We start from the raw sequence: 22,912 nt of genomic DNA, 5'->3' as shown, positions 1-22,912 counted from the left end.
AGGGTCACTTTCACTCGTTGAAACAGCAAACCTGCTTATGTTAGCAGGCTTGGAATAGTGAAACAGGATTTATGTCCGCTTTTGCTATTTACACAAATCCACATGGACAAATGGCGACCATTTTACCACCAAGGCACTCACTATGGCCGATGAAACTTATTCTATTTGTTAGCTTAATAAACCTAATACTAAGCCTATCAATAAAAACTGGCAGATATGGTAACCCGCATTAATTAGGAACAGTTTGAGCGGCCGTTGTTCAAACAAATAGCTGATCCCCATCGCCGCACTAACCCAAGTGAGACCTATTACAAGGCCTGTTAACACCGCTTCGCCCAGCACAGGCTTAGGCCCTAAAACCAGCGCAAAAAATACCGTAGCAATTAAGGTCAGCACAATTGCCCCGGCAAAAGTTACCTTCATATTGGCTTGCTGCACATCTAGTTCAGTTAATCCGCACCCTTCCATCCATGCTTTGCCAAAGAGTAGCGGCGAATACCACAGTCCCCCGAGTACAAATGAGCTGGCAGCGGCAACACACACGGCCAAAATATTGATGTGTCCAAAGTCCACGCCATTCTCCATCCGTTACTTTTGTTTGAATTTAGTCAATAAAAGTTAAGACAGCAATAACATCACGATGAATTTCAAGGGAGCTAACCCGCTACTTAGCCACTGGCTTTTTTTGTAATTTACGCTGTAACGTTCGCCGATGCATATTCAGCTGGCGTGCAGTCTGCGAGATATTGCCGTGATTTGCTTGGAGTGCGCGTTGAATATGCTCCCACTCTAAGCGCTCAGGCGACATTAGATCGTGTACCTCTAATTTTCCTTGATGTAGCTCCTGCTCACCTTGCAGTGCTTTGATAATAGTTTGTAAATCAGCAGGTTTGGTAAGATAGTCGTCCGCGCCTTTACGTATGGCCTCTACCGCGGTCGCGATACTGCCATAGCCAGTCAATATCACAATCCTCACCTCTGGCAAGGCAGCGCGTAAGGCGGGTAAACTCATAAGTGAGGTGGTTTGCGCCAGTTTCATATCAAGCAATAAAGCATCCGGAGCAAGGGCAACAATCTTTTCAAAATGAAAGCTAATATCATGAAAGATAACCACCTCAAACGCATGCTTCGCCAATCTTCGCGCCAGCGTATTGGCTAACGCGATATCGTCTTCAATGATCACCAGTTTTTGCATTATTTCTGCTCCTTAAGCTGAGCTGGCAAACGCACCGAAACTTGGGCGCCGGTGGCTAAATTGGCGATGGTAAAACTCCCCCCTAGGCGATTGAGTGTCGCATGGGTCAATAGTAACCCCAAACCAAATCCATACTGACTACTTTGCGGTTTATTTCCCACCTGCTGTAATTGCTCAGCACTTAAGCCTGTACCAAAATCTTCCACCTGTAATAGCCATTGATTGTTTTGCATTTGACTGCGCAGTAGCAACTTTGGCACATTGTTATCCTTGGACGCCCTCGCGCCATTATTCACAATATTGTGAAGCGCTGGCAGCAACATAGGGTCGTAATCGAGTTCTACAGCGGGCACTTTATCAACAACTTGTACTGCGATGGCTGGGTATTCAAGTAGCAACAACTCTTGAAGCTGAGCTAAAACCGCGTGGTGAGTTATCTTGGCTTGATGCTTTTGTCCTTGCAGCAGCTGACTTTGGTGACGAAATTGTTCGAGTAATTGTTGGCATTGTGCCAGTGGCTCGGCAAATTCCTTGATAAGTGAGGAATCAGGCAACTCTTCTTGAAATTCCTCGTAGAGCAAATGTAAATTTGCTAACGGCGTTGCCAGCTGATGTGCAACTTGCGCGGCACTTGCACCAAGTGCCATCACTTGTTCATCATGCAACTGACGCTCTCGCGCTTTCGCTAAGCTGCGCTCTTTGCTAGCAATTTTTTCGGCAAGCGCCGTTACAACCCACACAATGATAGCCGCACTGAATACAAAGTTGACCCACATTGCTTGGAAATGCCCAGTCATATCATGATGATGGGCTTGGCTCGGTAAACGCCATAGCAGCCACGAATAACTCAACACCGCGAGTACTGCGATAAACAAAGCATAACGACGCCGCAATGTAATTGCGGCAATCACTATAGGTAGTATCAGCAAGGAGACAAAGGCATTGCTCGCACCGCCGGTAAATCCTAACAACAAGGTCAGCAATACTACGTCAGCGGCCAATTGCATTATCATCCCAGCGACGTCTGCCTCGCTTTGCTTGCGATACGCATACACACTAGCGAGTTGAAATAACGAGGCTATCGCAATGACACCCAATGCTGGGAGCATATCTACTTGAGACTGCAACCAATATTGACTGAAAATTACCGCCAGTAACTGAGCCACAATAGCTAAAGTGCGTAGTAGCAACAAACGGCCTATGGTCGAATTAGGAGAAAAGGCTAGCATAAAGTTCTGATTAGCTAAAAAACACCACTATACCCGAGAAGTGACATTGCAGGGTTATTTCAAGTCAAAAACCATCGTTTCGATGGTTTTCGTAAAATTAATCGTTCAAATTAAGTGTAAAAGCCGGACACGGTGTGCCTTGGTGGAAGTACAATTGCCAACGTCCCTCTTTAAAACGCCACAATGACATTCGCATCGAAAAATGAAATTCAGCCCGTGCACTGGCGCGATACGCAGCGCGATAACTTACTTGCGCCACTTCTTCTGCCACCATACGGCCTGTAAATTGTTGATTATAAAACTGTGGCACACGTTCTTTGGGTAACCGCGTCAAGACGTGGTGCTTATTAAAGGCTAAACCATTGGCTGAGATTTCATAAAACTCATCGTCCAACAACGCGCTTAGCGCCTCAACCGAGGAGCGAATTTCAGGTTCTAGTAATTGCCTTTCTAGCTCGATTAAGTGCGTTAGCAATTGCGCAGTAATTTTACTTTGCACACTTGGCCTTTTATATTAAATACTTAAATAACCATACGGTAGACTATTGTTACGTAGCTAGCAAGACAATCCCGCTGCGGTTTTCTGGCATTTTTTTGCCAACTTTGTTATAACTGCGCGACTACCGATACTGGTCGGACAACCTGAAGAGAACACGATGAAGTATGCCCAGATCACAGGTTGGGGTAAATGTTTACCTCCAGCCAACATAAATAATGACGAAATCAGTACGATTGTCGAAACCAATGATGAATGGATCACGACCCGAACTGGGATAAAAAACCGCCGCGTCAGCCACGTATCTACAGCAGAGCTTGCCACACTCGCAGCTAAGCGCGCATTAGCTTGTGCTGGAATTGAAGGCAAAGAGCTAGATTTAGTATTGCTCGCCACTTGTACACCTTCCACTATGGTGGCCAATACGGCTTCATTGGTGCAAAAGAACCTTGGTGCGGTCGGCGCAGCCGCGTGTGATACCAACGCAGCCTGTTCTGGTTTTTTATATGCGCTGCAACTGGCAACTGCGCAAATTCGTGCTGGACTCATCAAAAAAGCTGTGGTTATTGCGGCTGAACGTATGACTTGGTATGTAAACTGGGCGAAACGAGACAGCGCTGTGCTATTTGGCGATGGTGCGGGTGCTGTGGTACTCGAAGCCAGTGATACACCAAGTGGCTTACTGGCGAGTAAAATTGGCTGCGACAGCGAAGACCGCAATATTTTACATATTGCCAACTACGGAACTGATCAAGACAAATACATCGCAACAGGCCCATCAGATCTGCTCTTTGAGGGTCGTGAGATTTTCAAACGCGCAGTAAAAGGCATGAGTGAAGCCTGTGATGATGTGCTGAGCCAAGCAAATTTGCAACTTGATGACATCAACGTATTGGTGCCACATCAAGCTAATTTACGCATCATTCAAGCCATTCAGCAGCGTTTACAGATTGCCGATGACAAAGTGATGGTCAATATTGACCAATACGGCAACACCTCAGCAGCGACCATAGCGATTGCTCTATGTGAAGCGGTTGAAAAAGGCTTGATCACCCCTAACGCTAACATCATGTCTGCAGCATTTGGCGCTGGCTTAACTTGGGCAGCAAGCTACATCAAGTGGGGTCCTCGCGTAACGCCCTTGGCTGAATGCCTCGAAGAGCTCCCATCTTGTGAAAAGACCGGTTTAGAATTAATTGCGCCTGCCGTTGCGGCCTGTCAATTAGTTAATACTCAAGACTAATCAGCAAAAAGTGTAGCTGAGTGCTCTTTTGGCTGTCCCTGATTGAATGCTATCATAGTCTTTTCAATCAGGGCGCCGTTAGGAGTACGTTATGTCGCAGCCTTATCAAGATTTACTTCAGCTTGAGCCAAAACCAGTTTGGCAATTTTTTAGCGAAATTTGCAGTTTCCCGCACCCATCCAAACACGAAGAAGCACTTGCTCAACATATTATCGCCTTTGCCAATGCCAAAGGGCTCAGTGTAGTACGTGATAAAGTCGGCAATGTTATTATTAAAAAGCCAGCTACCGTAGGCATGGAAGACCGTCAAACTGTCGCTCTGCAAGCACATATCGACATGGTGCCGCAAAAAAATGACGACACCGACCACGATTTCACCAAAGATCCTATCCGTGCCTATGTTGACGGCGAGTGGGTAACTGCCACAGGTACAACGCTTGGCGCAGACAATGGCATTGGCATGGCCGCGTGTCTTGCCGTGCTTGCTGCCGACGATATTCCCCACGGCCCGCTGGAAGTCTTGCTAACTATAGATGAAGAAGCCGGTATGACAGGTGCATTTGGTTTAGAAGCAGGTTACCTCGATGCCACCATTTTGCTTAATACTGACTCTGAGCAAGAAGGCGAGATTTACATGGGCTGCGCTGGTGGTATTGACGCCGCATTCAAGCTGCCAATTCAACGTCAGTCTGCAACAGCAACGCAGTTACAGCCAGTAAAATTAGCACTGAAAGGACTCCGCGGTGGCCATTCTGGGGTAGATATTCATACCGGACGCGGCAATGCAAACAAACTCTTAGCACGCTTTTTAACTCACAGTGAGATCGCTGCAAAGCTTCAGTTAGTCAGCATTTCTGGAGGTACGCTGCGCAATGCTATTCCGCGTGAAGCCTATGCAACTGTGCTGGTCAGTAGCCAAGACCGCGATGCTCTACAAGCTGCAATAACTGACTATCTCACCACCTTGAATCATGAGTTAGGTGCCGTTGAGAAAAACATTCAGTTTAGCCAAACTGACGTTACCTGTGATGAGCCAGCTATGACATGCGACAGCCAACGCACTGTTTTAGCGCTGATGAACAGCTGTATTAACGGCGTGATCCGAATGAGCGATGATATTCCGGGCGTAGTAGAAACCTCATTAAACATGGGGGTAGTGACAACCGCGAACGATCACGTACAAATGTTATGCTTAGTGCGCTCTTTAATTGATTCTGGTCGCAGTGATGTCGTCGGTATGCTGAACTCGCTTGCTCACCTAGCGGGTGCTGAAGTGGTATTCTCAGGTGCCTATCCAGGTTGGAAACCAGATCCAGAGTCAAAAGTGTTGCACATATTCCGCGATATGTACGAACAAACTTATGGCGAAAAGCCACACATAATGGTTATTCACGCTGGTTTAGAATGCGGCTTGTTTAAAGAGCCGTATCCTAACATGGATATGATAAGCTTTGGCCCAACTATTAAGTTCCCGCATTCACCAGAAGAAAAGGTAAATATTGCTTCTGTAGGACTGTTTTGGCAGCAACTGTGCGGTATTTTGGCGCATATCCCACGGCGCTAAACAATTGTACTTTTAAGACGGCAAAACATAACAAAGGCGCCTAAGCGCCTTTGTTATTTGTAGAATAAAAACTGTCGCTAAGCACTATAACGAGCTTGCAAGTAACTGAACATGGCACGCAGGCCAAGCGCCTCTCCACCTACCGGACGACCAGGTAGAGGTCTGAGATTCCACGCCATCACGTCAAAGTGCAGCCAAGGTGTGGTTTTAGCATCCACGAATTCTTGTAGATACAGCGCCGCAGTAATAGCACCACCAAATGGCGTCGAACCGCAGTTGGCAATATCCGCCACATCACTTTTAAACAAGGCTTTGTATTGATTGAACAGCGGTAATTGCCACACCGGATCTTGCAGTGCTTCACCAGCAGCAATGAGGTCCGCCGCAACTTGCTTGTCACTACTGAAAAAGCCCGGCAGTTCAGTACCTAAAGCAATTCGACAGGCGCCAGTTAAAGTAGCAAAATCCACTAATAGATCAGGCTGTTCGGTTTGCGCTTCAGCCAATGCGTCACACAACACTAACCGACCTTCAGCATCGGTATTGTCAATTTCAACCGTTAAACCTTTACGTGTTTTAACTACATCACCCGGTCTAAAAGCATTTTTCGACACCGCATTTTCAACCGCAGGCACTAACACCCGTAGCCTCACGTTGAGATTTGCCGCCATGACCATTTGCGCTAAAGCAATCACGTGAGCCGCCCCGCCCATGTCCTTCTTCATATTGCGCATACCCGCTGCAGGTTTTAGGTCTAAGCCGCCAGAATCAAAACACACTCCTTTACCCACTAGTGTCAGTTTAGGTGCATTCTCGTCACCCCAACGTAAGTCTAACAAGCGCGGTTTATTGTCACTGGCGCGGCCAACTAAGTGAATAGTTGGGTAATTGTGTTCAAGTAACTCATCACCGATTAACTGGCTAAATTGACCACCAAAACGCTCCGCTAATTCTTCCATGGTTTCGGCCAAATGCTGCGGCATCATATCTGCGGCTGGTGTATTAATCAGATCTCGGGCTAAATTGATGGCATCGACGGTTTGCTGTAAACGGACCAAACATGCTTCATCTGCCACTACTAACTTAGCTTCAAAAGCTTCCAGTGATTTATATGCGCTAAATTGATAAGCACCTAGTAAAAAACCCAACGCGCTACGTTCGACAAAAGCGGGGTCGCCTTGAAACTGATACAGCCCTTTAGGTAAAGCTGCGGCTAAATCACCGGCAACCCAGAGGTCGTCTAAAGTATCAGTCAGCACCACAACCTTAGCTAGGCTACCATCTTGCGCTGGGATCAATAACTGTTTTTGCTTTTTAACGTTAAAGTTTGTTGCCCAGCTTTGCACAAACTGGTCTTGCTGCCCAAACCAAGCATTGAAGCCATCCTTTTGTACAAATTCAACTGGGGTTGGTGTCAACTCAGCGCTGGGTGAAACTAAATACTGACTCATGAAATCCTCATTTGAGTACGTTAGATTAGCCACAGCATATCAAAAAAAGTATCGCTAAGAGAAGGCCGTATCGATGCAATTCATGCAAGTTACGAACGACAAGGTAAGGTGGTTAGTTTTTGTTTAATTCAACGCAACTGCGCAAAAGTTAATCAACATTCTTTTTGGTAGCTTCACTACGTATACGATTCTTTGGCTTATTAAAATTGAAAGAACTGGGCAACACATCAACCCCAAGCCATTGACCCAACTTAACTATGATAGGGATAGTGATAGGCGCAAAAGGTAATACCGCAAAAACCCCAAGACCTAAGCCTTTTAATAAATCAAAAAACTGAGCGTTGGCAATTTTAAGCTCTCGAGGTTTGGCTTGACCTACGGTATATCGCCTGTAGATATCCAACATTACCTTAGTCTCATCACGTTCTTGTCGTAGCGCAAATTTTAGCGCTATCAACGAGCGGCGCAGCTTAAGCTGTTGACGCCGCTTAGAGATCCGCACCACTCTAATAGGGGCTTTATGTATCATTCGATAGATTCGCATGTTTGAGTCGCGGAAAGTCCTAAAGGCAATTAGTCATATTGTAGCAAATGCTACATCACAAAACTATTTGTCTAAAGTCGCATTTTACTCACTTTAGAGCAGCCATTTGGGTGAAATAAGCCGCTCTATTTTTTAAATAAAATAAATGCACTTTCGAATTTGCGCTCCTTCAAGATTATTCTATGCTCAAAATACCGTTTTTAATTGAACACCAAATGAACTGGATAGAATTGGATAAAATTTGCGCCAAGGAATAGAAAATTCTAAATTTGCGTGCAAAAAGCGTAATTTAGTGATTGCACAGCTTGTTAACTGTGTGTATAAGATTACGGCGAGCGCACCAGAATTTTCACTTTGCGCTTTCAGTATGACAACAAATACAACTGGGGAAAACAGGATGAAACATAATATTAGTAAGTTGCAACGTGCGATAAGTTTTGCACTTGCATCCACTGCAACTATTGGACTTTACGCAACAACAGCGCAAGCAGAAGAAGATGCTAACGCAAAAGATATCGAAAAGATTGCGGTAGTTGGTTCACGTGCAGCACCTCGTTCAGTAGGCGACTCACCAGTCCCTATTGATATCATTGGTGGCGAAGAGCTTGGCAAAACTGGCAGCAATGACATGCTAGAAATGCTTAAAGGTTCAGTACCGTCTTTAAACGTGCACCAAAACCCGATTAGTGATGCTGCATCATTGATCCGCCCTGCAAACTTACGTGGTTTGCCCGCAGACAGCACATTAGTGTTATTAAACGGTAAGCGTCGCCACCGTGCATCGGTTATCGCGTTCCTTGGTGGTGGCATCAACGATGGTGCACAAGGCCCAGATATTTCAGTGATCCCAGGTGTTGCAATGAAGCAAGTTGAAGTACTTCGTGACGGCGCAGCTGCACAGTACGGCTCTGATGCGATTGCTGGGGTAATCAACTTTGTGCTTAAAGATTCATCAGAAGGCGGCAGCATTTCCATCAAACAAGGTGAGTACTACGAAGGTGACGGCGATACGACCACCATCGAAGGTAACATTGGTTTACCATTCACCAATTCAGGTTTTGCGAACCTAAGTTTCCAATACAAAGATGCTGATGCAACCAGCCGCAGCCGTCAGCGCCCTGATGCTGCTTACTATGCTGCTGCAGGCGTGCCAGGCGTAGCAAACCCAGCACAGATCTGGGGTGCACCTGAAATTAAAGATGACATCACGTTATTCGGTAACGTAGGTCTCGAGTTAGATAACAACACCAACTTCTATATGTTCGGTAACTACTCAGAGCGCGACGTGAAAGGCGGTTTCTACTACCGTAACCCGCAAACTCGTCCAGGGGTTTATTCGAACGATGACGGCAAAACGCTGTTAGTTGCAGATTTAGACGGTGAAGGTGGCATCAGCTGTCCTACTGTCAACCTCACCTTTGTTGATGCTAACGGTGACACCCAACGTATTTGGGACGTGAACAACATCGCAGCTTATCAACAAATCGCTGCTGATACGGACGTAGGCCGTAACTGTTTCGCATTTAACGAGATTATTCCAGCCGGTTTCACGCCTAACTTTGGCGGTAATATCACAGATACCTCATTAACTATGGGCGTAAAAGGTGAGCTGCAATCTGGCTTCCTAGCGGGCGCTTACTACGATGTGAGCGGCTCGGTTGGTCGTAACGAAGCGCGCTTCTTTATCTATAACACCATCAACGCCTCTATGGGTGCAGATAGCCCACGTGATTTCAGCCCAGGTAAATATATCCAGCTTGAAAAGAACTTCAACTTAGACCTTTCAAAAACCTATGATTGGGGCCTAGCATATGAAGCAAACGTTGCTGGTGGTCTTGAGTGGCACGAAGAAACGTTCGAAGTATTATCTGGCGATGAAGCATCGTTTATGGTTGGCCCATTATATGAGCAAGGGTTTGGTATCGGTTCAAACGGTTTCCCTGGTTTCAAACCGTCTGATGCAGGTGAATATACGCGCCGTAACTATGCAGCATACCTTGACATAGAAACGCCATTTACTGAGCAATTCTTAATGGGGTGGGCGCTACGTTTTGAAGATTATGACACGTTCGGTTCAACCACTAACTACAAAGTGACCGCGCAATTCGAAGCAACGGACACCTTGTCACTACGTGGTTCAGTAAGTACGGGCTTCCGCGCACCAACCGTAGGTCAAGCGAACGTAAGTAACGTACAAACAAACCTAAGTTCAGGCGTGTTGGTTGACTCAGCACTACTTCCACCAACTAACCCAATTTCAGTTCAACTTGGTGGTAAAGAGCTACAACCAGAAGAATCACAAAGCTACACTGTAGGTGCTGTGTATCAAAACGATGGTTTCTTCTTCACCATTGACTACTACAACATTCAAGTGGAAGACCGTATTAGCCAATCAGACAAAATTGAACTTTCTGCTGCAGATAAAGCAATTCTTAAAGCAGCCGGTGTACCAAACGTAGATGGCCTTGCACAAGTCAGCTTCTTTACAAACGACTTTGATACCACAACCCAAGGTATCGATGTAGTAGCTAACTACTCAATGGACCTTCTTGGTGGTTACGGTACGTTTGCACTCGCGTACAACTGGAACGACACCAAAGTAGACAAGTTCTCTGACATCACTGGCTTATTTAAAGTACAACGTCTTGAGGAAGACTTACCAAACCACCGTGCAACTGTAACTTGGTCACAACAGTGGGATAAAATCTCTGGTTTTGTGCGCGCCAATTACTTCGGTGAGTACCAAGGTGTTCACGTAGATTACGACGCAACGGCCAAAATGGCAGATGCAGTAGTTACTTTCGATGCTGAGTTAACTTACTTCGTTACCGAAGCAATCAGCCTATCAGCTGGTGCTCAGAACATTTTCGACGAAGACGCAGAGAAACTCGATTTTGAACGCACTACCGGTATCCCTAACAACAACTGGGGTGGTAAATACTACGAGACTTCACCAATGGGTATCAATGGTGGCTTCTACTACGTAAAAGCAACTTACACATTCTAATTCTGTATAAGTAGTTAATAAGGCGAAATGGCGACGACATTTCGCCTTTTTTATTTTATAGTTAGGAAAAAATCAGCCAAATCTAAGATGTTATTACTACAAAGGGCGAATGAACTGTTAGCCGAGAATAAACTCAAAGAAGCAGAGTTTATGTTTAAAGCCGTACTCAAGGAGTCGCCAGATAATGGCAGTGCGTTGTTTGGCCTAGGCCGTATCGCGATGCGCTTAAAGCAATATGATCACGCCATCTACTTTCTTAAGCTTGCCTGCAATCATTTACCAAAAATGCTCGAACCACTTTGGGCATTAGCGGACGCCTTCACCGCTGTAGGCTCTGCTGTCGATACTAAAACTGTGCTGGAGTACGCCATTAGCATTGCCAAACACAATGCTGAAACACACTACTATCTAGGTCAATTTTATTTAGACCATGGTTTTATTAAAGAAGCTACACAAACTTTCCGCAATGGCCTAAGTTGCCCTCCTGGCCCAGTTACCGCATACATGCTATTCGAGCTGTCACAGCTAGACACGCCTGCACAACTAGAAAAACAACTGCCACTGTTGCACGAGCTGGTACAGCAGTATGAAAATAAACCTCTGCGAATAGTGCTCTACTACGCCCTCGCAAACAGCCTACATCACATTAAAGATTTCAAACAAGCATTTGACTATTATGTATTGGCAAATCAAACTCAGCGCGAGCTTTGTCAATTTCACACAGCGCAAATGCTACCATTTTTCACTGATCTTAAAGCGCGTTGTGACAGTAAGTTTTTTACTACCAATCGTGACCGCGTTGCTGCAACTTTTACTCCAGTATTCATCGTGGGTCTGCCAAGAATGGGCTCAACTCTCCTTGAGCAAATGTTGATAGCGCACAGCCAAATTGGCTCTTTAGGCGAAAATACCATTATCAGCGACGCGATTGTGCCGTTTCTTGAACAGCGCGTAAATAAGCCGTTCCCACTGTGCCTGCACGACCTCAGTACCTCAGTATTAGATCACTGTCGTGAGTTATACACAGATGAGATCCGCCGCAACCGCCTAGATAAGCCTTACATAATCAACAAATTACCGGCCAATTTTCAAAATATTGGGATCATCCATAAAATGTTCCCTGATGCGCGTTTTATTCACGTCACGCGAGAGCGTATGGCCAATGCATGGTCAGTATTTAGCAATTTTTTTGCTGCAGATGAACCGTACTTTTGCGATGCCAACGAGTTTCAGCAATATGCAGATATGGTAGATGATACCTTGGCGCATTTTAAAAGCTGTATCCCACGCAATATGTTCACAGTCAGCTACGAAGATTTAGTCGCAGATCCCGAAAAATGGCTAAAGCAGGTTTTAAGCTTTCTCGATCAGCGTTTTGAGCCAGAATGTTTAGAGTTTTACAAAGGTAAGCGCTTGGTACATACGCTCAGTAAAGCGCAAGTCAGGAAACCCATCAGTAAGCGACCTATAACAGCGTGGCAGGCCTATGAAAAGCCGTTTAAAGGTTTACTGACTGACTACGAGCAAAGCAAAGCTCAACAAAATGACCATAAACTAGCCTAACCTGTGTGGTTAGGCAAAGTTTGCTGTGTGTTTTGAGTCATACTTAGCAAACCATGCCAGCAAGTCTTGAAACTGATCTTGGTGAGATTTTGGGTGAGTAAGCATATCAATGTGTCCGTAATCATGGCTATGTCCATGGCGCTTACCATATATGCGGATCTCTTGTGTGCCTTTCCCAGACTCAGCCATAAACTTCTCAATATCAATAGGCTGGGCTAGTGCTTTATCTTTAATGCCCGCAATGTGTAAAATTGGCGGCAGTGCTAAGTCACGCAGGGCTGCACTATAGTCAAAGCCATCGTCAGAGTCGACCCAAGGTTTACGTTTCGCCCACTCCATACTCTGGCGATGAGATTTAACCGTTTCATCGTCGCTACCCCAACGCAATTTTTTCGCTGGTAAAAAACCATACTTCTTAGCATATAAAGGCGCCAAACCGTACCAAATCAGATTAGCCTGAAGCAGCTTTTGTGGGTGACGGTTGTACAAGCTGCGCTTACTACCAAAATAGCAGCAGGCATCAATTTGGCCTATCTGTTCTGGAAAACGAGCTAAATAGCTGTTCATCAGCACACCACCCCAAGAATGTGCGACCCAAAATCGTGGAAACTCACCATTACTGGCCTTTATACCCGCTAAAAAGCAGGGAAAGTCTTCTAAGATTGACTCAGTTTGACCATAGCTGTGGCCCGGCGCAATATTAGGTTCACTCAACCCCCTGCCGCGCAGGTCAGCTACGTAGCAATCGTAACCTTGACTGGCAAGAAATGGCGCGAGCCCTTTATTACTTTCGGTATAGAAAATTTTACCGTTTTCTACCGCACCATGCATAAAGAACACAGCAGGCCCGACATTATCAGGCTGATAGATACGACGTAAATGTAATTGGTGGTTGCCTAATGGCAACAGTATAGATTCCTGCTGGATCATAAGTTAAATACTCGCTTTTTAACTCATCCTACCAGTGGAGCTGACTGAAGGCAATGACGTCTCTGAGAGCGAAGGTCTAGTATTTATCACGCATAAAAGCATCTACCGCATCGGCAATCTGGTGTTCAATCGTCTCTTCAAGTCCCTGTCGCTCCTGATTAAACACAGTCAGTACCGCCTCGACTTGACTGTCATTTAGACGCTTAGATTTTAAAAAGTATTCCCATTCCGGCAAGGTTTTATCATAGCGAGGGATGACGTGCAGCACTGCAAATGAGTTTTGCCAAGCTTGTTGATTTTGCTGCGTACAAAACGCCTCAATATACTGTTTACCATTGGGGCCCATACATCCGGGTTCTAAACGCAGTTGTATCGTTAACGTCAGTTGCTCGCTCATTGCTGTGTTCTACTCAATTGTGGTCGCCCTATGCATGTAAACTGGTTGCAAAGTTTTGGTTAGTTAAACTTTATCCGTACCTGAGTTGCAATTCAACCACAGCTTTTCAATTCCCACAGTTTTCAATCAAAGGTCAACAGGCTCGAGAATACTCATACTAATTCTGTCAGAAAGTGCTTAAAGACTACTGACCCTAGTCGATAATTGTTATAATTACTCAAGTATTAAGTCATCCGGTAGCTACTTTTTTGCATCCACGTAATTTACACCAGAGCGGCTATCAGTTCGCGTCCCTTATCAAAGCAATTCCAGAGCTAGAAGCACATTTAGTCACGACGCCAGCAGGCACTGTCAGTATTGATTTTGCAAACGCGCAAAGCGTACTGCTCTTAAACCAAGCCATTCTTAAACAAGATTATGGCATTGCCTACTGGACGTTGCCGCCACAATATTTATGCCCGCCCGTGCCTGGGCGAGCTGACTACTTGCACCACTTGGCTGATTTGCTAGAGGCAGATCCTCGTATTGACCATAACGCGAAAGTGAAAGGCTTAGACATTGGTACAGGTGCCAGTTTAATTTATCCTATTTTAGGTCACCAGATTTATGGCTGGCAATTTGTCGGCAGCGATATCAATCCAGGAGCACTTGCGCTTGCCAAACAGTGGCAATCTTTCAACAAGTTACCCGTTAAATTACGCACTCAGGAAAACGCCAAGGCAATTTTTCACGGCGTTATTCAACATAATGAACAGTTTACTTTTACGCTTTGCAATCCACCTTTCCATATGAGCGCAGCGGATGCTTTGCAAGGCACACAACGTAAGTGGCGAAATCTTGGTAAACAACCAACTCAACAACTAAACTTTGGCGGTCACGCGCCTGAGTTATGGTGTGAGGGCGGTGAACGCGCATTCGTTACTCAAATGCTCACTGAAAGTGCTGACTTTGCAACGCAAGTACAGTGGTTCACTTGTCTTGTTTCAAAAGCAGAAAACCTTACCGCGCTTGAGAAAGTCGCCTCGCAACTTGCAGTCAAAGAATGGCGTATCGTCAATATGAGCCAAGGTCAAAAACGTAGCCGCTTTATCGCTTGGCACTTCTGATCATTAAAGATAGATGCTGCCGCGCAAATAAAGTACGGCGTCACCAGCTACTATCACAGCGTCTTCAGCCATAGTGCAGTATAAAACTCCGCCTCGCGCGGACAACTGCACTGCCATCAATTCTGTTTTGGCTAATTGCTTACTCCAAAAAGGCGTCAACGCACTGTGAATTGACCCTGTTACTGGGTCTTCGTCGCCGCCGTTTGCAGGCCAAAAATAGCGCGACACAAAATCTACTTCGTTGCCTGCAGCAGTCACGACCACATCGTAAGGTGCCAAGGTTTTTAGCTGCGCTGAATCATATTGAACGGCCTTAACCTCAGCCTCATTTGCCAAAATCACTACATAAGCCTGCCGATTACGCAACACTTGTTTTGGTGCTAACGACAGACCAGCCAGTAGCGCGGCGGGCACCTCATGCACAGGCTCGGGAGCTTGGCAGGGAAAACACATCACAATCCGGCCAGCCTCAGTTTGCGTTACCGTTAACTCACCAACCTGTGAGGTAGAAAACCGCAATTCACCACTGCAAGCAAAAAACTGATATAACACAAAAGCACTGGCTAGGGTTGCATGGCCACAAAAGTCAATTTCCGTCAGCGGCGAGAACCAGCGAATAGCATAGTGATTAGGTGCGATTTCCACCAAAAAGGCAGTCTCAGACAAATTATTTTCAATCGCGATGTTCTGCATCACAGCATTATCAAGCCAAGCTGATAACACCACCACGGCGGCCGAATTACCCTTAAACTGTTGTTTAGTAAAAGCATCGACGATAAACAGCTCTAGTACCATGATCACAATTCCGGTATCCAATTAATAGGGTTTGAAGGTAAATCGGCAAGGTTTAAGTGTCAATCCAAGATATGTCGAGTCTCAATAAAATAGTTTAATTTAGTCAAATAGTTGTATTGCATCTAACACATTCGAGGAAAACTGATTTTAACCTCTGTACCATGACTTACATCACTGGTAATGTTTACGCTACCAGCATGACTTTTTATGATCCCAAGGGCAATACTGAGGCCGAGTCCAGTTCCTGCACCAATGGGTTTAGTTGTGAAAAATGGGTCAAAAATACGATAAAGGTTTTTCGCCTCAATGCCTTTGCCATTATCTTTGATAGTAATTTGAATAGTATCCGACCCATCAATGGCGCTACTTACGTGGATTTCACCCGGTTTTTGTCCTAAAGCATCATTGGCGTTACACAAAATATTATAGAAAGCTTGAGTTAACTGCTCCGGCACGCCGCGTAGACTCGGTAAGTCTTCAAGGTGATTAATCAATTGACTCTGCTGATGTAATTGTGGTGCCAGCTTTTCGATTGCTGGCTGTATGACTTGCGTGTTGAGATCGATGTTCTGCTTTGGGGCACCACCTTGAGTGGCAAATACGCTGAGATCTTTGACTATGGCTTGGATACGGCGCACACCGCTGTGAATATCTGCCAACAAGTCTTCACTATCGGCAAAAACATAATGTAACTGATATTTTTCCTCGAGTGCATGTAAGGTATTGAGGTACTCCTCTTGGCTATTCACCTCTGCGCTTTCTAGCTGTTGCCAAACCTGTTGCACCTTGCTGCGGTATTCTTGCAAGAATTCTAAATTGCTCAGAATAAACCCTAGCGGATTGTTAATCTCGTGCGCCACTCCCGCCGCTAATTGCCCTAGCGATGCCATTTTTTCTGCTTGGACTAAAGCGTTTTGCTGTAACTCTATTTTCATTTTAGCAGCTTGGAGTTCTTCGTTACTGGTTTGTAGGGCTTGGGTACGTTCAGCAACCTTATGTTCTAAGTTGGTGTTTAAAGATGCCAACTCATTGCTTACCTGCTTAAGTTGCGCCACATGTTCATAAGTTCGTAAAGCGCCTGTAATGGTACTAAAGAGTTTGTCTTTGGTAAGTTCGGTTTTGCACTTGTAGTCATTAATGTCGTAGTGCTGCATCACATCAAACTCTGGCACTTCGCCGGGTTGCCCAGTTCTTAGAATGATCCGCACCACATCATTACCTAACTCTTCGCGAATGCGCTGCACGCATTTGAGGCCTGCATCGCTAGTTTCCATTATCACATCCAATAAAATGAGCGCTATATCTGGCATTTTTGCCACTTTATTGAAAGCTTCAGTACCGCTGTTAGCATGCAGGAGTTTTAGTTTACGACCTTTATAGGCATAGCTGCCCAACACCATTTTCGATAGCAAATGAACTTGTTCATCGTCATCGACAATCAGCACTTTCCAAGGCGTTTCCGAAACAACTTTAAGATCAGTGTCATGGTGTGTTTTGAAGAATTGTAAAGGTGCAAATTTATCTGTCATGTTGGCCAAAATGAAGTTTGCATATATTTATTTTGGCCGAAATTTATAGATTTACAAATGACTTACTTGAGTTTTGCAAGTTCCGACTTGTAGTGAGCTCGGCACACCGACTCATACCTATCATTACCACCAATTTCGACTTGCGCCCCATCGGAAATGGCATTGCCCAGTTCATCCAAACGTAATACATGATTAGCTTTACGGCCACAATGACAAATGGTCTTAAGTTCAATCAGTTTATCAGCCCAAGCTAACAAATATTGAGATCCAGCGAACAGCTCTCCACGGAAATCACTCCGTAAGCCATAGCACAGCACCGGTATATGCAAGTAATCAACCACGTCGGTTAACTGTAAGACCTGCTCTTTGGTTAAGAATTGGCTTTCATCCACTAAAATACAATCTAGCTTATGCGCTTGGTGGTGGCTTTCGACTAAGCTAAATACGTTAGTATTACTTTCAAACACATGCGCGTCGGCTTCTAGCCCAATTCGACTTGCTACCTTACCCACCCCTGCACGATTATCAATCGCCGCGGTAAGAATAAACGGTGTCATGCCACGCTCTTTATAGTTAAAAGCTGATTGCAATAAGGTGGTCGATTTGCCCGCGTTCATTGCCGAATAATAAAAATACAACTGCGCCATAATTTGCTACTTTAGGATAAAAAACCGCGGCTATGATAACAAAACGAGCTTAGATTGCGAGTTAAGAGTGTTGACCTTACTGCTCTTCAATCCCCATCATGAGATATTTTAAGTACAGTTTGGTATGCGGCAAATCATGCTGAACTTGCCAGATTTTTTCCACAAGGGCAGGATTAAGTTGGTAAAACGCTTTAGAAAACGCCATAAAGCCATAACTCATATCAAACGGTGGTCGTATCGCATGCAGCGTATTAGCATATGGATACGCTGCAACCTGATCTTGACCTATCTGACAAATACCTATGCTACCTTCAACCACCCCTTTATTGACCAATTCAAAAGCATGGCGCTGCGATGACGCCCCTACTTGAGGGTATTGCTCAACGTTGAGCTTTTGTGCCGCAGAGTATCCATTAGGGATTGCCAACGTAAATGGCACGACTTTTTCTGCTACTGCTGCGCGACTAACTTTACTCACCAAGCACCAGCCAAACTGACTGATCGCTAAATCGGTTTGCAGTTCACCTTCGGCATTATGGGGAAACACTAAAAAATGCTCGCGCTCCTTACGATAGGTCGCCACCACGGCATCTATACGATTTTTCGCTATTTCATACAAGCAGCGATTCCACGGTTTGCGGCTGTAAACTATGTCTAGCTCTGGGAGCTGCGCATCAACTTGCTGCAAGATTTCAATCGTGGCCCCAGGGTATCCAGCCGGAACATCCAAACTGTTACCCATAAAAAGCGGCGGGAGTGCTTTATCTTCATAGCAAAAGTGCAACTTGGTTGCTGCCAACCCTGGTAAAGGAAGGCACACTAAACACCACATCAATAAGCTGGGTTTTAACATCCAATCCTCTAAGCTTGGTTCAATGACTTTAAGCTAAATTATGAGTTGAGTTAGTACAAATTAGCAAACTTCTCAGTGTAATTAAAAGTTATTCGTATTTTCACTTGCTAATTACGTTTTGCTCGTGCTCCAGCAACCAAGCCTTGTTTGCAAGCCCACCCGCATAACCTGTTAATGTGCCATTAGCGCCAATAATACGGTGACACGGCACAATAAAACTAATCGGGTTTTTACCATTTGCCGCCCCCACTGCCCGCACCGCCTTGGGATTATTAAGCTGCTTGGCCATCCAACCATAGGTTGTGGTAGTGGCATAAGGTACTTGGCGTAAAACCTGCCAAACTGCTTTTTGAAATGGCGTACCCGTGACATCTAAACTCACTGAAAACGTTTGCCGCTTACCCGCAAAGTATTCCTCTAGTTGCTGTGCCGCAAGGGAAAGATGTTCGTTCTCACCTTGTGTTTGCGCGTATTTTGGATGAAACCCGACATAACATAACCCTTGTGCTGTCGCTTGTAAGGTTACCTTGCCCATGGGCGAGGAAATAACTTGGGTTAAAATCATAACTGTCCCCATAGCTGAAAAGTAAGATAAGAACGAAATGGTGCAAACTGACTCTCTTCGACGGTTGGACACGCTGCCAGCGCTTTAGCAACACCGAGATCGCCCGCGAGGAAAATATCAGGATGGCTTTGCCCACGCATCATGGCGTAATTGACCGTCCAAGGACCAATCCCTTTTATCGCCAACCATTGTTCAGGTGTACCGTCGCCATGCTCCGCGACAAATTCACTGAGCAAGCGCAGCGCTTGCTTACGTTTCGCTGGCATGCTGAAAAAGTCGAGCTGATGTTGCGCTAAGTCCCCTGCGTTTACAAACCAACGTTTGTTATCCCGCTCTTCACCTAGATTATCGACTAAGGTTTGCACATAACTGCGAGCAGCCTTGACCGACACTTGTTGACCGAGCACAGCTCTAATCCCAGCTTCAAAGGTACTCCAAATCCCCGGCAATCTTAAACCTTCACACAAAGCAAAAGCACCCGCTGTTTGTTGCTGGAAATGCGCTTCTATTAAATTGCAATTGGCGTCTAAATCCAGCACGCGCCGGATATTTGCTACAACTTGATGTAATACCCTGACATCATCAACATGAATTTCACTGACAAACCCATGTCGCTCGGTGTCTATTTGTGCGGTGAAATAGCCTTTAATCCCATCAATCGTAAATGTTCGGCCATAACTTTGCTCATCAAGCCATTCTAAGCCCGTGATCAAACGATGTGTGAGAAATCCGCGCAATGCATCCCAGTTGTAAGGTGGCCGATAAGGTAAAAACAGCTTGATTTTGGTGGTCGCATTTTGCGCCCCCCGACACTGTGTAGGATTTAGACGGTAGAGCTGTAAAAATGCATCATTAAACCGTCGTAGTGACGAAAAGCCACTCGCAAAGGCGATATCCGTCACTGAAAGCGGGGTTTGTTGTAACAATTGCTTGGCGAAATCACACTGCTTGTATAGCGCATAAGCTTTAGGTGAGGTGGCAAAATACTGTTGAAATAGTTTGTTAAGATGTCTGACTGAAATCCCCAAACGCTCTGCTAGCTGTTGGGTAGTGCCGTTACTCAACGCGCCTTCGTCAATTAACCGTTTGGCTCTATCAGCCGTTGTCGCTGTACCTTGCCAAGCATAGCTGCCAGGCGCACTGTCGGGCCGACAACGCAAACAAGGCCGATATCCAGCGGCTGCCGCCTGATGAGCATGGGAAAAATATTCCACATGTTGCTCTTTTGCCATTGGCGCTGGGCAAATCGGGCGGCAATAGATTTTGGTGGTTTTCACGGCAACAAAAAACAAGCCATCAAATCGCGCATCGCGAGATTGTCGGGCTGTTTGCAACTGCTCTTTACTATACACGGCATTCAAAATTAGTGCTTCACAGAGTTAATTAACTTCATCATTAGCCCTAATTGTAACCCTAATTCCACTGTACACTCGCCAGAATTGGCACTCAACGTGACAAGGCCTAGTGACCTTCAGCAAAATCAAGCAGCGCTTGTCCAGTTAGACGATAGATGATCCACTCGTCTTGCGGTTTTGCACCAATACTTTGATAAAAATCAATTGCCGGCTGATTCCAATCTAGCACCACCCATTCAAAGCGACCACAATCTCGTGCCACTGCTTGCCTTGCCAGATATTGCATAATGGCTTTGCCCGCACCTTTGCCACGTTTATCTGGGCTAACAAACAAGTCTTCCAAATACAACCCATTACGGCCAAGCCAGGTAGAGTAATTATAGAAATAAACGGCAAACCCTATCGCCTCATCCCCTTCAAAACACAGTAAAGCATGGGCGGTTGCACCTTCGCAAAAAAGCGTGTTAATCAGTTTTTGCTCGGTTGCAGCGACTGCATCTGGTTCTTTTTCATACAGTGCCAGCGCTTTAATAAATGCCAAAATAGTCGCTACATCATCTATTACAGCAGGTCTAATAGTTAACATATGGTCGTACTTCCTGTTTTATCTTTACGCACACTCTTCCATAGCCGCTGCGACAATGCAAATACACGCGACTAAGCAAACTAGGTGACATAGAGCAAAAGGTTTGCTATTTTCCCTGATATTGAAACCGAATTGAATGTTGTTTTGCGCACCCGAATGAATCGTTTATGCTTGGTCAAAGCCACTATCAGTTGGCTAATCGCTCTTACCCTGCTATTGCAGGCGGGCTTGACTTTGGCCGACACTCAGGTCGTGCATCAGCTTGAATCAAGTCATCTCCAGATTGAACATGCTCATCAACTCGACGTCACTGTCGGTAGCCAATTACTCGATGAGAGTGGCCATCATATTAAAGATTGCCATCACTGCGGGCATTGTAGTGGCAGCCATTTAAGTTGGCTGGTACTGAAATCCGTCATGCCCAGTGCTTCTCGTCATTTAGTTGCCGCAGGTCGAGTCCCAAGCAGTTTTATTGCTATAAGTCTTACTCCTGAATTACGCCCCCCAATTGCCTGAATAAAAATGGCAATCTGATTTTTCTGCGTATTCGCGCTTGCTTAACGCCAACCATGTTGTTTATTGCCTTGCTTTGGGCGACTTGCGGTTGCATCGCGCTAAGTCACTTTGCCATTACCTCAACATTTAGTCCCTAAATGCGCTTTGCGCCCTATTGATTGAGTTTTGCGCAGCTTCAGCATGCTGTGCATAAAGGTAATTGTTATGACTTTATATTTTAATCCACGTTTGCATTTGCGGACTTTGTTCGCTTTTATTTGCCTTAGCATATCGCCTCAGGTCCTTGCTGGCGAAGAGCACGACCATGCAGAATCTCAGCCTGATATTGCAGTTAAACTCTCACAAACACAGCAGCAGTTAGTCGGCATTAAGATAGCGACAGTATCTAGGCGCCCTGCTGCCATGCGTTTGGCAGCGCCAGCAGAATTGCTTGCCAATGGCTACACCAGTTATATCGCCACACCAAGAACAGAATCTATCGTCGTCAAAAGGCATGTCATGCTGGGAGATATCGTAAAACCAGGTCAAGCCCTCGCGACTTTATTCAGCCCCACCATGGCAGAAGCCCAAGCGGAGTATATTTCCGCCTACACAGACTGGTTACGAGTAAAAACCTTAACCAGCAATACCGTCAGTCAAAGTGAAAAACAGTTGCTGGCAATTAAACAGCGTGGCGCTGAAGGTAAATTGCTGGCGTTGGGGCTGAGCGCAGATGCTATCCGAACGCTGCGCGAGGAGCCGGAACCCACTTTGGGGCAATATACGTTGAATGCACAAACCGCCGGAATAGTGCTACAAGATGCGTTTGTATTGGGTCAGCGCATTGCCGCTGGCGATGCCTTGATGCTTATCAGCAATGAGCAAAGTTTGTGGGTCGATGCCAGAATTCCCGCCAGCAATCAGCTCACTCTTGATGGTGACACCTCAGCCTTTGTGGTGTGGCAAGCTGAGCGTCTACCAGCCAAAGTCATTCAGCAAGCACACACCATAGATCCCATCACTCGCACCCGCATCGTACGCTTACAAGTAGACAACCCAGCAGACGTGTTACATGCCGGAATGTTTGTCGATGTAGAGTTTATGATCCCCACTAAAACAGATGCGCTGGTGGTACCTACTGAAGCGCTTAGCCGCAGCAGTGATGGTGACTGGCAAGTATTTGTTACTTCAGACGATGAAACCTTTGTGCCAGTAGAGGTAGAACTCGGCACAACGCTTGCCGAGGGCAAGGAAGTACTGGATTTACCAGAAGGCAGCCGTATTGCAATCTCAGGCGCGTTTTTTATCGCCTCTGAACTTGCTAAAAGCGGCTTTGATCCGCATAACCACTAAGCGCTGGAG

22 protein-coding genes are annotated in these 22,912 nt (G+C 45.6%); 7 read left to right on the top strand and 15 right to left on the bottom strand.

Going from position 1 to position 22,912, the window contains the following annotated elements; genetic code table 11:
• Positions 1-168: 168 nt before the first annotated feature.
• The 4 genes from ACFOEE_RS19910 to ACFOEE_RS19895 all read right to left on the bottom strand — a co-directional run bounded on the left by ACFOEE_RS19910 (position 169) and on the right by ACFOEE_RS19895 (position 2,923).
• Positions 169-573, bottom strand: a complete 405-nt coding sequence (locus ACFOEE_RS19910; protein ID WP_377128703.1) for a DUF1761 domain-containing protein — start codon at positions 571-573, stop codon at positions 169-171.
• Between the two features lie 91 nt (positions 574-664).
• Complete coding sequence (locus ACFOEE_RS19905; RefSeq protein ID WP_377128700.1) at positions 665-1,195, bottom strand: response regulator transcription factor; 531 nt, start codon at positions 1,193-1,195, stop codon at positions 665-667.
• Complete coding sequence (locus tag ACFOEE_RS19900; protein WP_377128697.1) at positions 1,195-2,424, bottom strand: ATP-binding protein; 1,230 nt, start codon at positions 2,422-2,424, stop codon at positions 1,195-1,197. The genes ACFOEE_RS19905 and ACFOEE_RS19900 overlap by 1 nt, the downstream gene beginning before the upstream one ends.
• A gap of 97 nt (positions 2,425-2,521) precedes the next feature.
• Positions 2,522-2,923 carry a nuclear transport factor 2 family protein gene (locus ACFOEE_RS19895; RefSeq protein WP_377128694.1) on the bottom strand — a complete coding sequence of 134 codons (402 nt, stop codon included), beginning with the start codon at positions 2,921-2,923 and terminating at the stop codon, positions 2,522-2,524.
• Positions 2,924-3,080: 157 nt separating this feature from the next.
• Here ACFOEE_RS19895 and ACFOEE_RS19890 point away from each other — a divergent pair, with 157 nt between their 5' ends.
• Positions 3,081-4,163: a ketoacyl-ACP synthase III gene (locus tag ACFOEE_RS19890; RefSeq protein ID WP_377128691.1), complete on the top strand. Its 1,083-nt coding sequence runs from the start codon at positions 3,081-3,083 to the stop codon at positions 4,161-4,163.
• A gap of 91 nt (positions 4,164-4,254) precedes the next feature.
• Entirely contained in the window at positions 4,255-5,727 is a 1,473-nt protein-coding gene (locus ACFOEE_RS19885) for an aminoacyl-histidine dipeptidase (protein WP_377128689.1), read from the top strand.
• Positions 5,728-5,804: 77 nt separating this feature from the next.
• Here the strand turns inward: ACFOEE_RS19885 and ACFOEE_RS19880 are convergent, their stop codons facing one another.
• The gene (locus ACFOEE_RS19880; RefSeq protein WP_377128686.1) at positions 5,805-7,178 is read right to left on the bottom strand and encodes a leucyl aminopeptidase family protein; all 1,374 of its coding nucleotides are present in this window, start codon (positions 7,176-7,178) and stop codon (positions 5,805-5,807) included.
• A 148-nt stretch (positions 7,179-7,326) separates the two neighbouring features.
• Positions 7,327-7,722 (bottom strand): hypothetical protein, encoded by a 396-nt coding sequence (locus tag ACFOEE_RS19875; protein ID WP_377128683.1) that lies wholly within the window; start codon positions 7,720-7,722, stop codon positions 7,327-7,329.
• Positions 7,723-8,119: 397 nt separating this feature from the next.
• Here ACFOEE_RS19875 and ACFOEE_RS19870 point away from each other — a divergent pair, with 397 nt between their 5' ends.
• Positions 8,120-10,729: a TonB-dependent receptor plug domain-containing protein gene (locus tag ACFOEE_RS19870; protein ID WP_377128680.1), complete on the top strand. Its 2,610-nt coding sequence runs from the start codon at positions 8,120-8,122 to the stop codon at positions 10,727-10,729.
• A 27-nt stretch (positions 10,730-10,756) separates the two neighbouring features.
• Complete coding sequence (locus ACFOEE_RS19865) at positions 10,757-12,292, top strand: tetratricopeptide repeat-containing sulfotransferase family protein (RefSeq protein WP_377128677.1); 1,536 nt, start codon at positions 10,757-10,759, stop codon at positions 12,290-12,292.
• A 9-nt stretch (positions 12,293-12,301) separates the two neighbouring features.
• Here ACFOEE_RS19865 and ACFOEE_RS19860 read toward each other — a convergent pair whose 3' ends face one another.
• Both ACFOEE_RS19860 and ACFOEE_RS19855 read right to left on the bottom strand, forming a co-directional pair.
• Positions 12,302-13,222, bottom strand: coding sequence for an alpha/beta fold hydrolase (locus ACFOEE_RS19860; protein WP_377128674.1), 921 nt, complete (start codon positions 13,220-13,222; stop codon positions 12,302-12,304).
• A gap of 76 nt (positions 13,223-13,298) precedes the next feature.
• Positions 13,299-13,619: a hypothetical protein gene (locus ACFOEE_RS19855; protein ID WP_377128671.1), complete on the bottom strand. Its 321-nt coding sequence runs from the start codon at positions 13,617-13,619 to the stop codon at positions 13,299-13,301.
• Between the two features lie 248 nt (positions 13,620-13,867).
• Here ACFOEE_RS19855 and rlmF point away from each other — a divergent pair, with 248 nt between their 5' ends.
• Positions 13,868-14,725, top strand: coding sequence for a 23S rRNA (adenine(1618)-N(6))-methyltransferase RlmF (gene rlmF, locus ACFOEE_RS19850; protein WP_377128669.1), 858 nt, complete (start codon positions 13,868-13,870; stop codon positions 14,723-14,725).
• Positions 14,726-14,728: 3 nt separating this feature from the next.
• On the opposite strand, the gene ACFOEE_RS19845 is transcribed toward rlmF, so the two are convergent.
• The 7 genes from ACFOEE_RS19845 to ACFOEE_RS19815 all read right to left on the bottom strand — a co-directional run bounded on the left by ACFOEE_RS19845 (position 14,729) and on the right by ACFOEE_RS19815 (position 21,055).
• On the bottom strand, positions 14,729-15,520 hold the full coding sequence (locus tag ACFOEE_RS19845) for a PhzF family phenazine biosynthesis protein (protein ID WP_377128666.1): 792 nt from the start codon (positions 15,518-15,520) through the stop codon (positions 14,729-14,731).
• Between the two features lie 122 nt (positions 15,521-15,642).
• Entirely contained in the window at positions 15,643-17,049 is a 1,407-nt protein-coding gene (locus ACFOEE_RS19840) for an ATP-binding protein (RefSeq protein ID WP_377128663.1), read from the bottom strand.
• Between the two features lie 62 nt (positions 17,050-17,111).
• Positions 17,112-17,696, bottom strand: a complete 585-nt coding sequence (locus ACFOEE_RS19835; RefSeq protein ID WP_377128660.1) for a thymidine kinase — start codon at positions 17,694-17,696, stop codon at positions 17,112-17,114.
• Between the two features lie 76 nt (positions 17,697-17,772).
• Positions 17,773-18,549, bottom strand: coding sequence for an amino acid ABC transporter substrate-binding protein (locus ACFOEE_RS19830; RefSeq protein ID WP_377128657.1), 777 nt, complete (start codon positions 18,547-18,549; stop codon positions 17,773-17,775).
• A 100-nt stretch (positions 18,550-18,649) separates the two neighbouring features.
• Positions 18,650-19,114 carry a methylated-DNA--[protein]-cysteine S-methyltransferase gene (locus ACFOEE_RS19825; RefSeq protein WP_377128655.1) on the bottom strand — a complete coding sequence of 155 codons (465 nt, stop codon included), beginning with the start codon at positions 19,112-19,114 and terminating at the stop codon, positions 18,650-18,652.
• Entirely contained in the window at positions 19,111-20,466 is a 1,356-nt protein-coding gene (locus tag ACFOEE_RS19820; RefSeq protein WP_377128774.1) for a DNA-3-methyladenine glycosylase 2 family protein, read from the bottom strand. Before ACFOEE_RS19820 ends, ACFOEE_RS19825 begins: the two co-directional genes overlap by 4 nt.
• Positions 20,467-20,575: 109 nt before the next feature.
• Positions 20,576-21,055 (bottom strand): GNAT family N-acetyltransferase, encoded by a 480-nt coding sequence (locus ACFOEE_RS19815; protein WP_377128652.1) that lies wholly within the window; start codon positions 21,053-21,055, stop codon positions 20,576-20,578.
• A 156-nt stretch (positions 21,056-21,211) separates the two neighbouring features.
• Between ACFOEE_RS19815 and ACFOEE_RS19810 the strand changes: the two genes are divergently transcribed.
• Both ACFOEE_RS19810 and ACFOEE_RS19805 read left to right on the top strand, forming a co-directional pair.
• On the top strand, positions 21,212-21,571 hold the full coding sequence (locus tag ACFOEE_RS19810; RefSeq protein ID WP_377128649.1) for a hypothetical protein: 360 nt from the start codon (positions 21,212-21,214) through the stop codon (positions 21,569-21,571).
• A 204-nt stretch (positions 21,572-21,775) separates the two neighbouring features.
• Positions 21,776-22,903 carry an efflux RND transporter periplasmic adaptor subunit gene (locus tag ACFOEE_RS19805; protein WP_377128647.1) on the top strand — a complete coding sequence of 376 codons (1,128 nt, stop codon included), beginning with the start codon at positions 21,776-21,778 and terminating at the stop codon, positions 22,901-22,903.
• Positions 22,904-22,912: the final 9 nt, after the last annotated feature.

Origin of the sequence: Pseudoalteromonas fenneropenaei (genome assembly GCF_042643375.1) — a bacterium.
GTDB lineage: Bacteria > Pseudomonadota > Gammaproteobacteria > Enterobacterales > Alteromonadaceae > Pseudoalteromonas > Pseudoalteromonas fenneropenaei.
The sequence above is the reverse complement of the archived record's forward strand: the minus strand, read 5'-3'. Positions and strand labels throughout refer to the sequence as shown.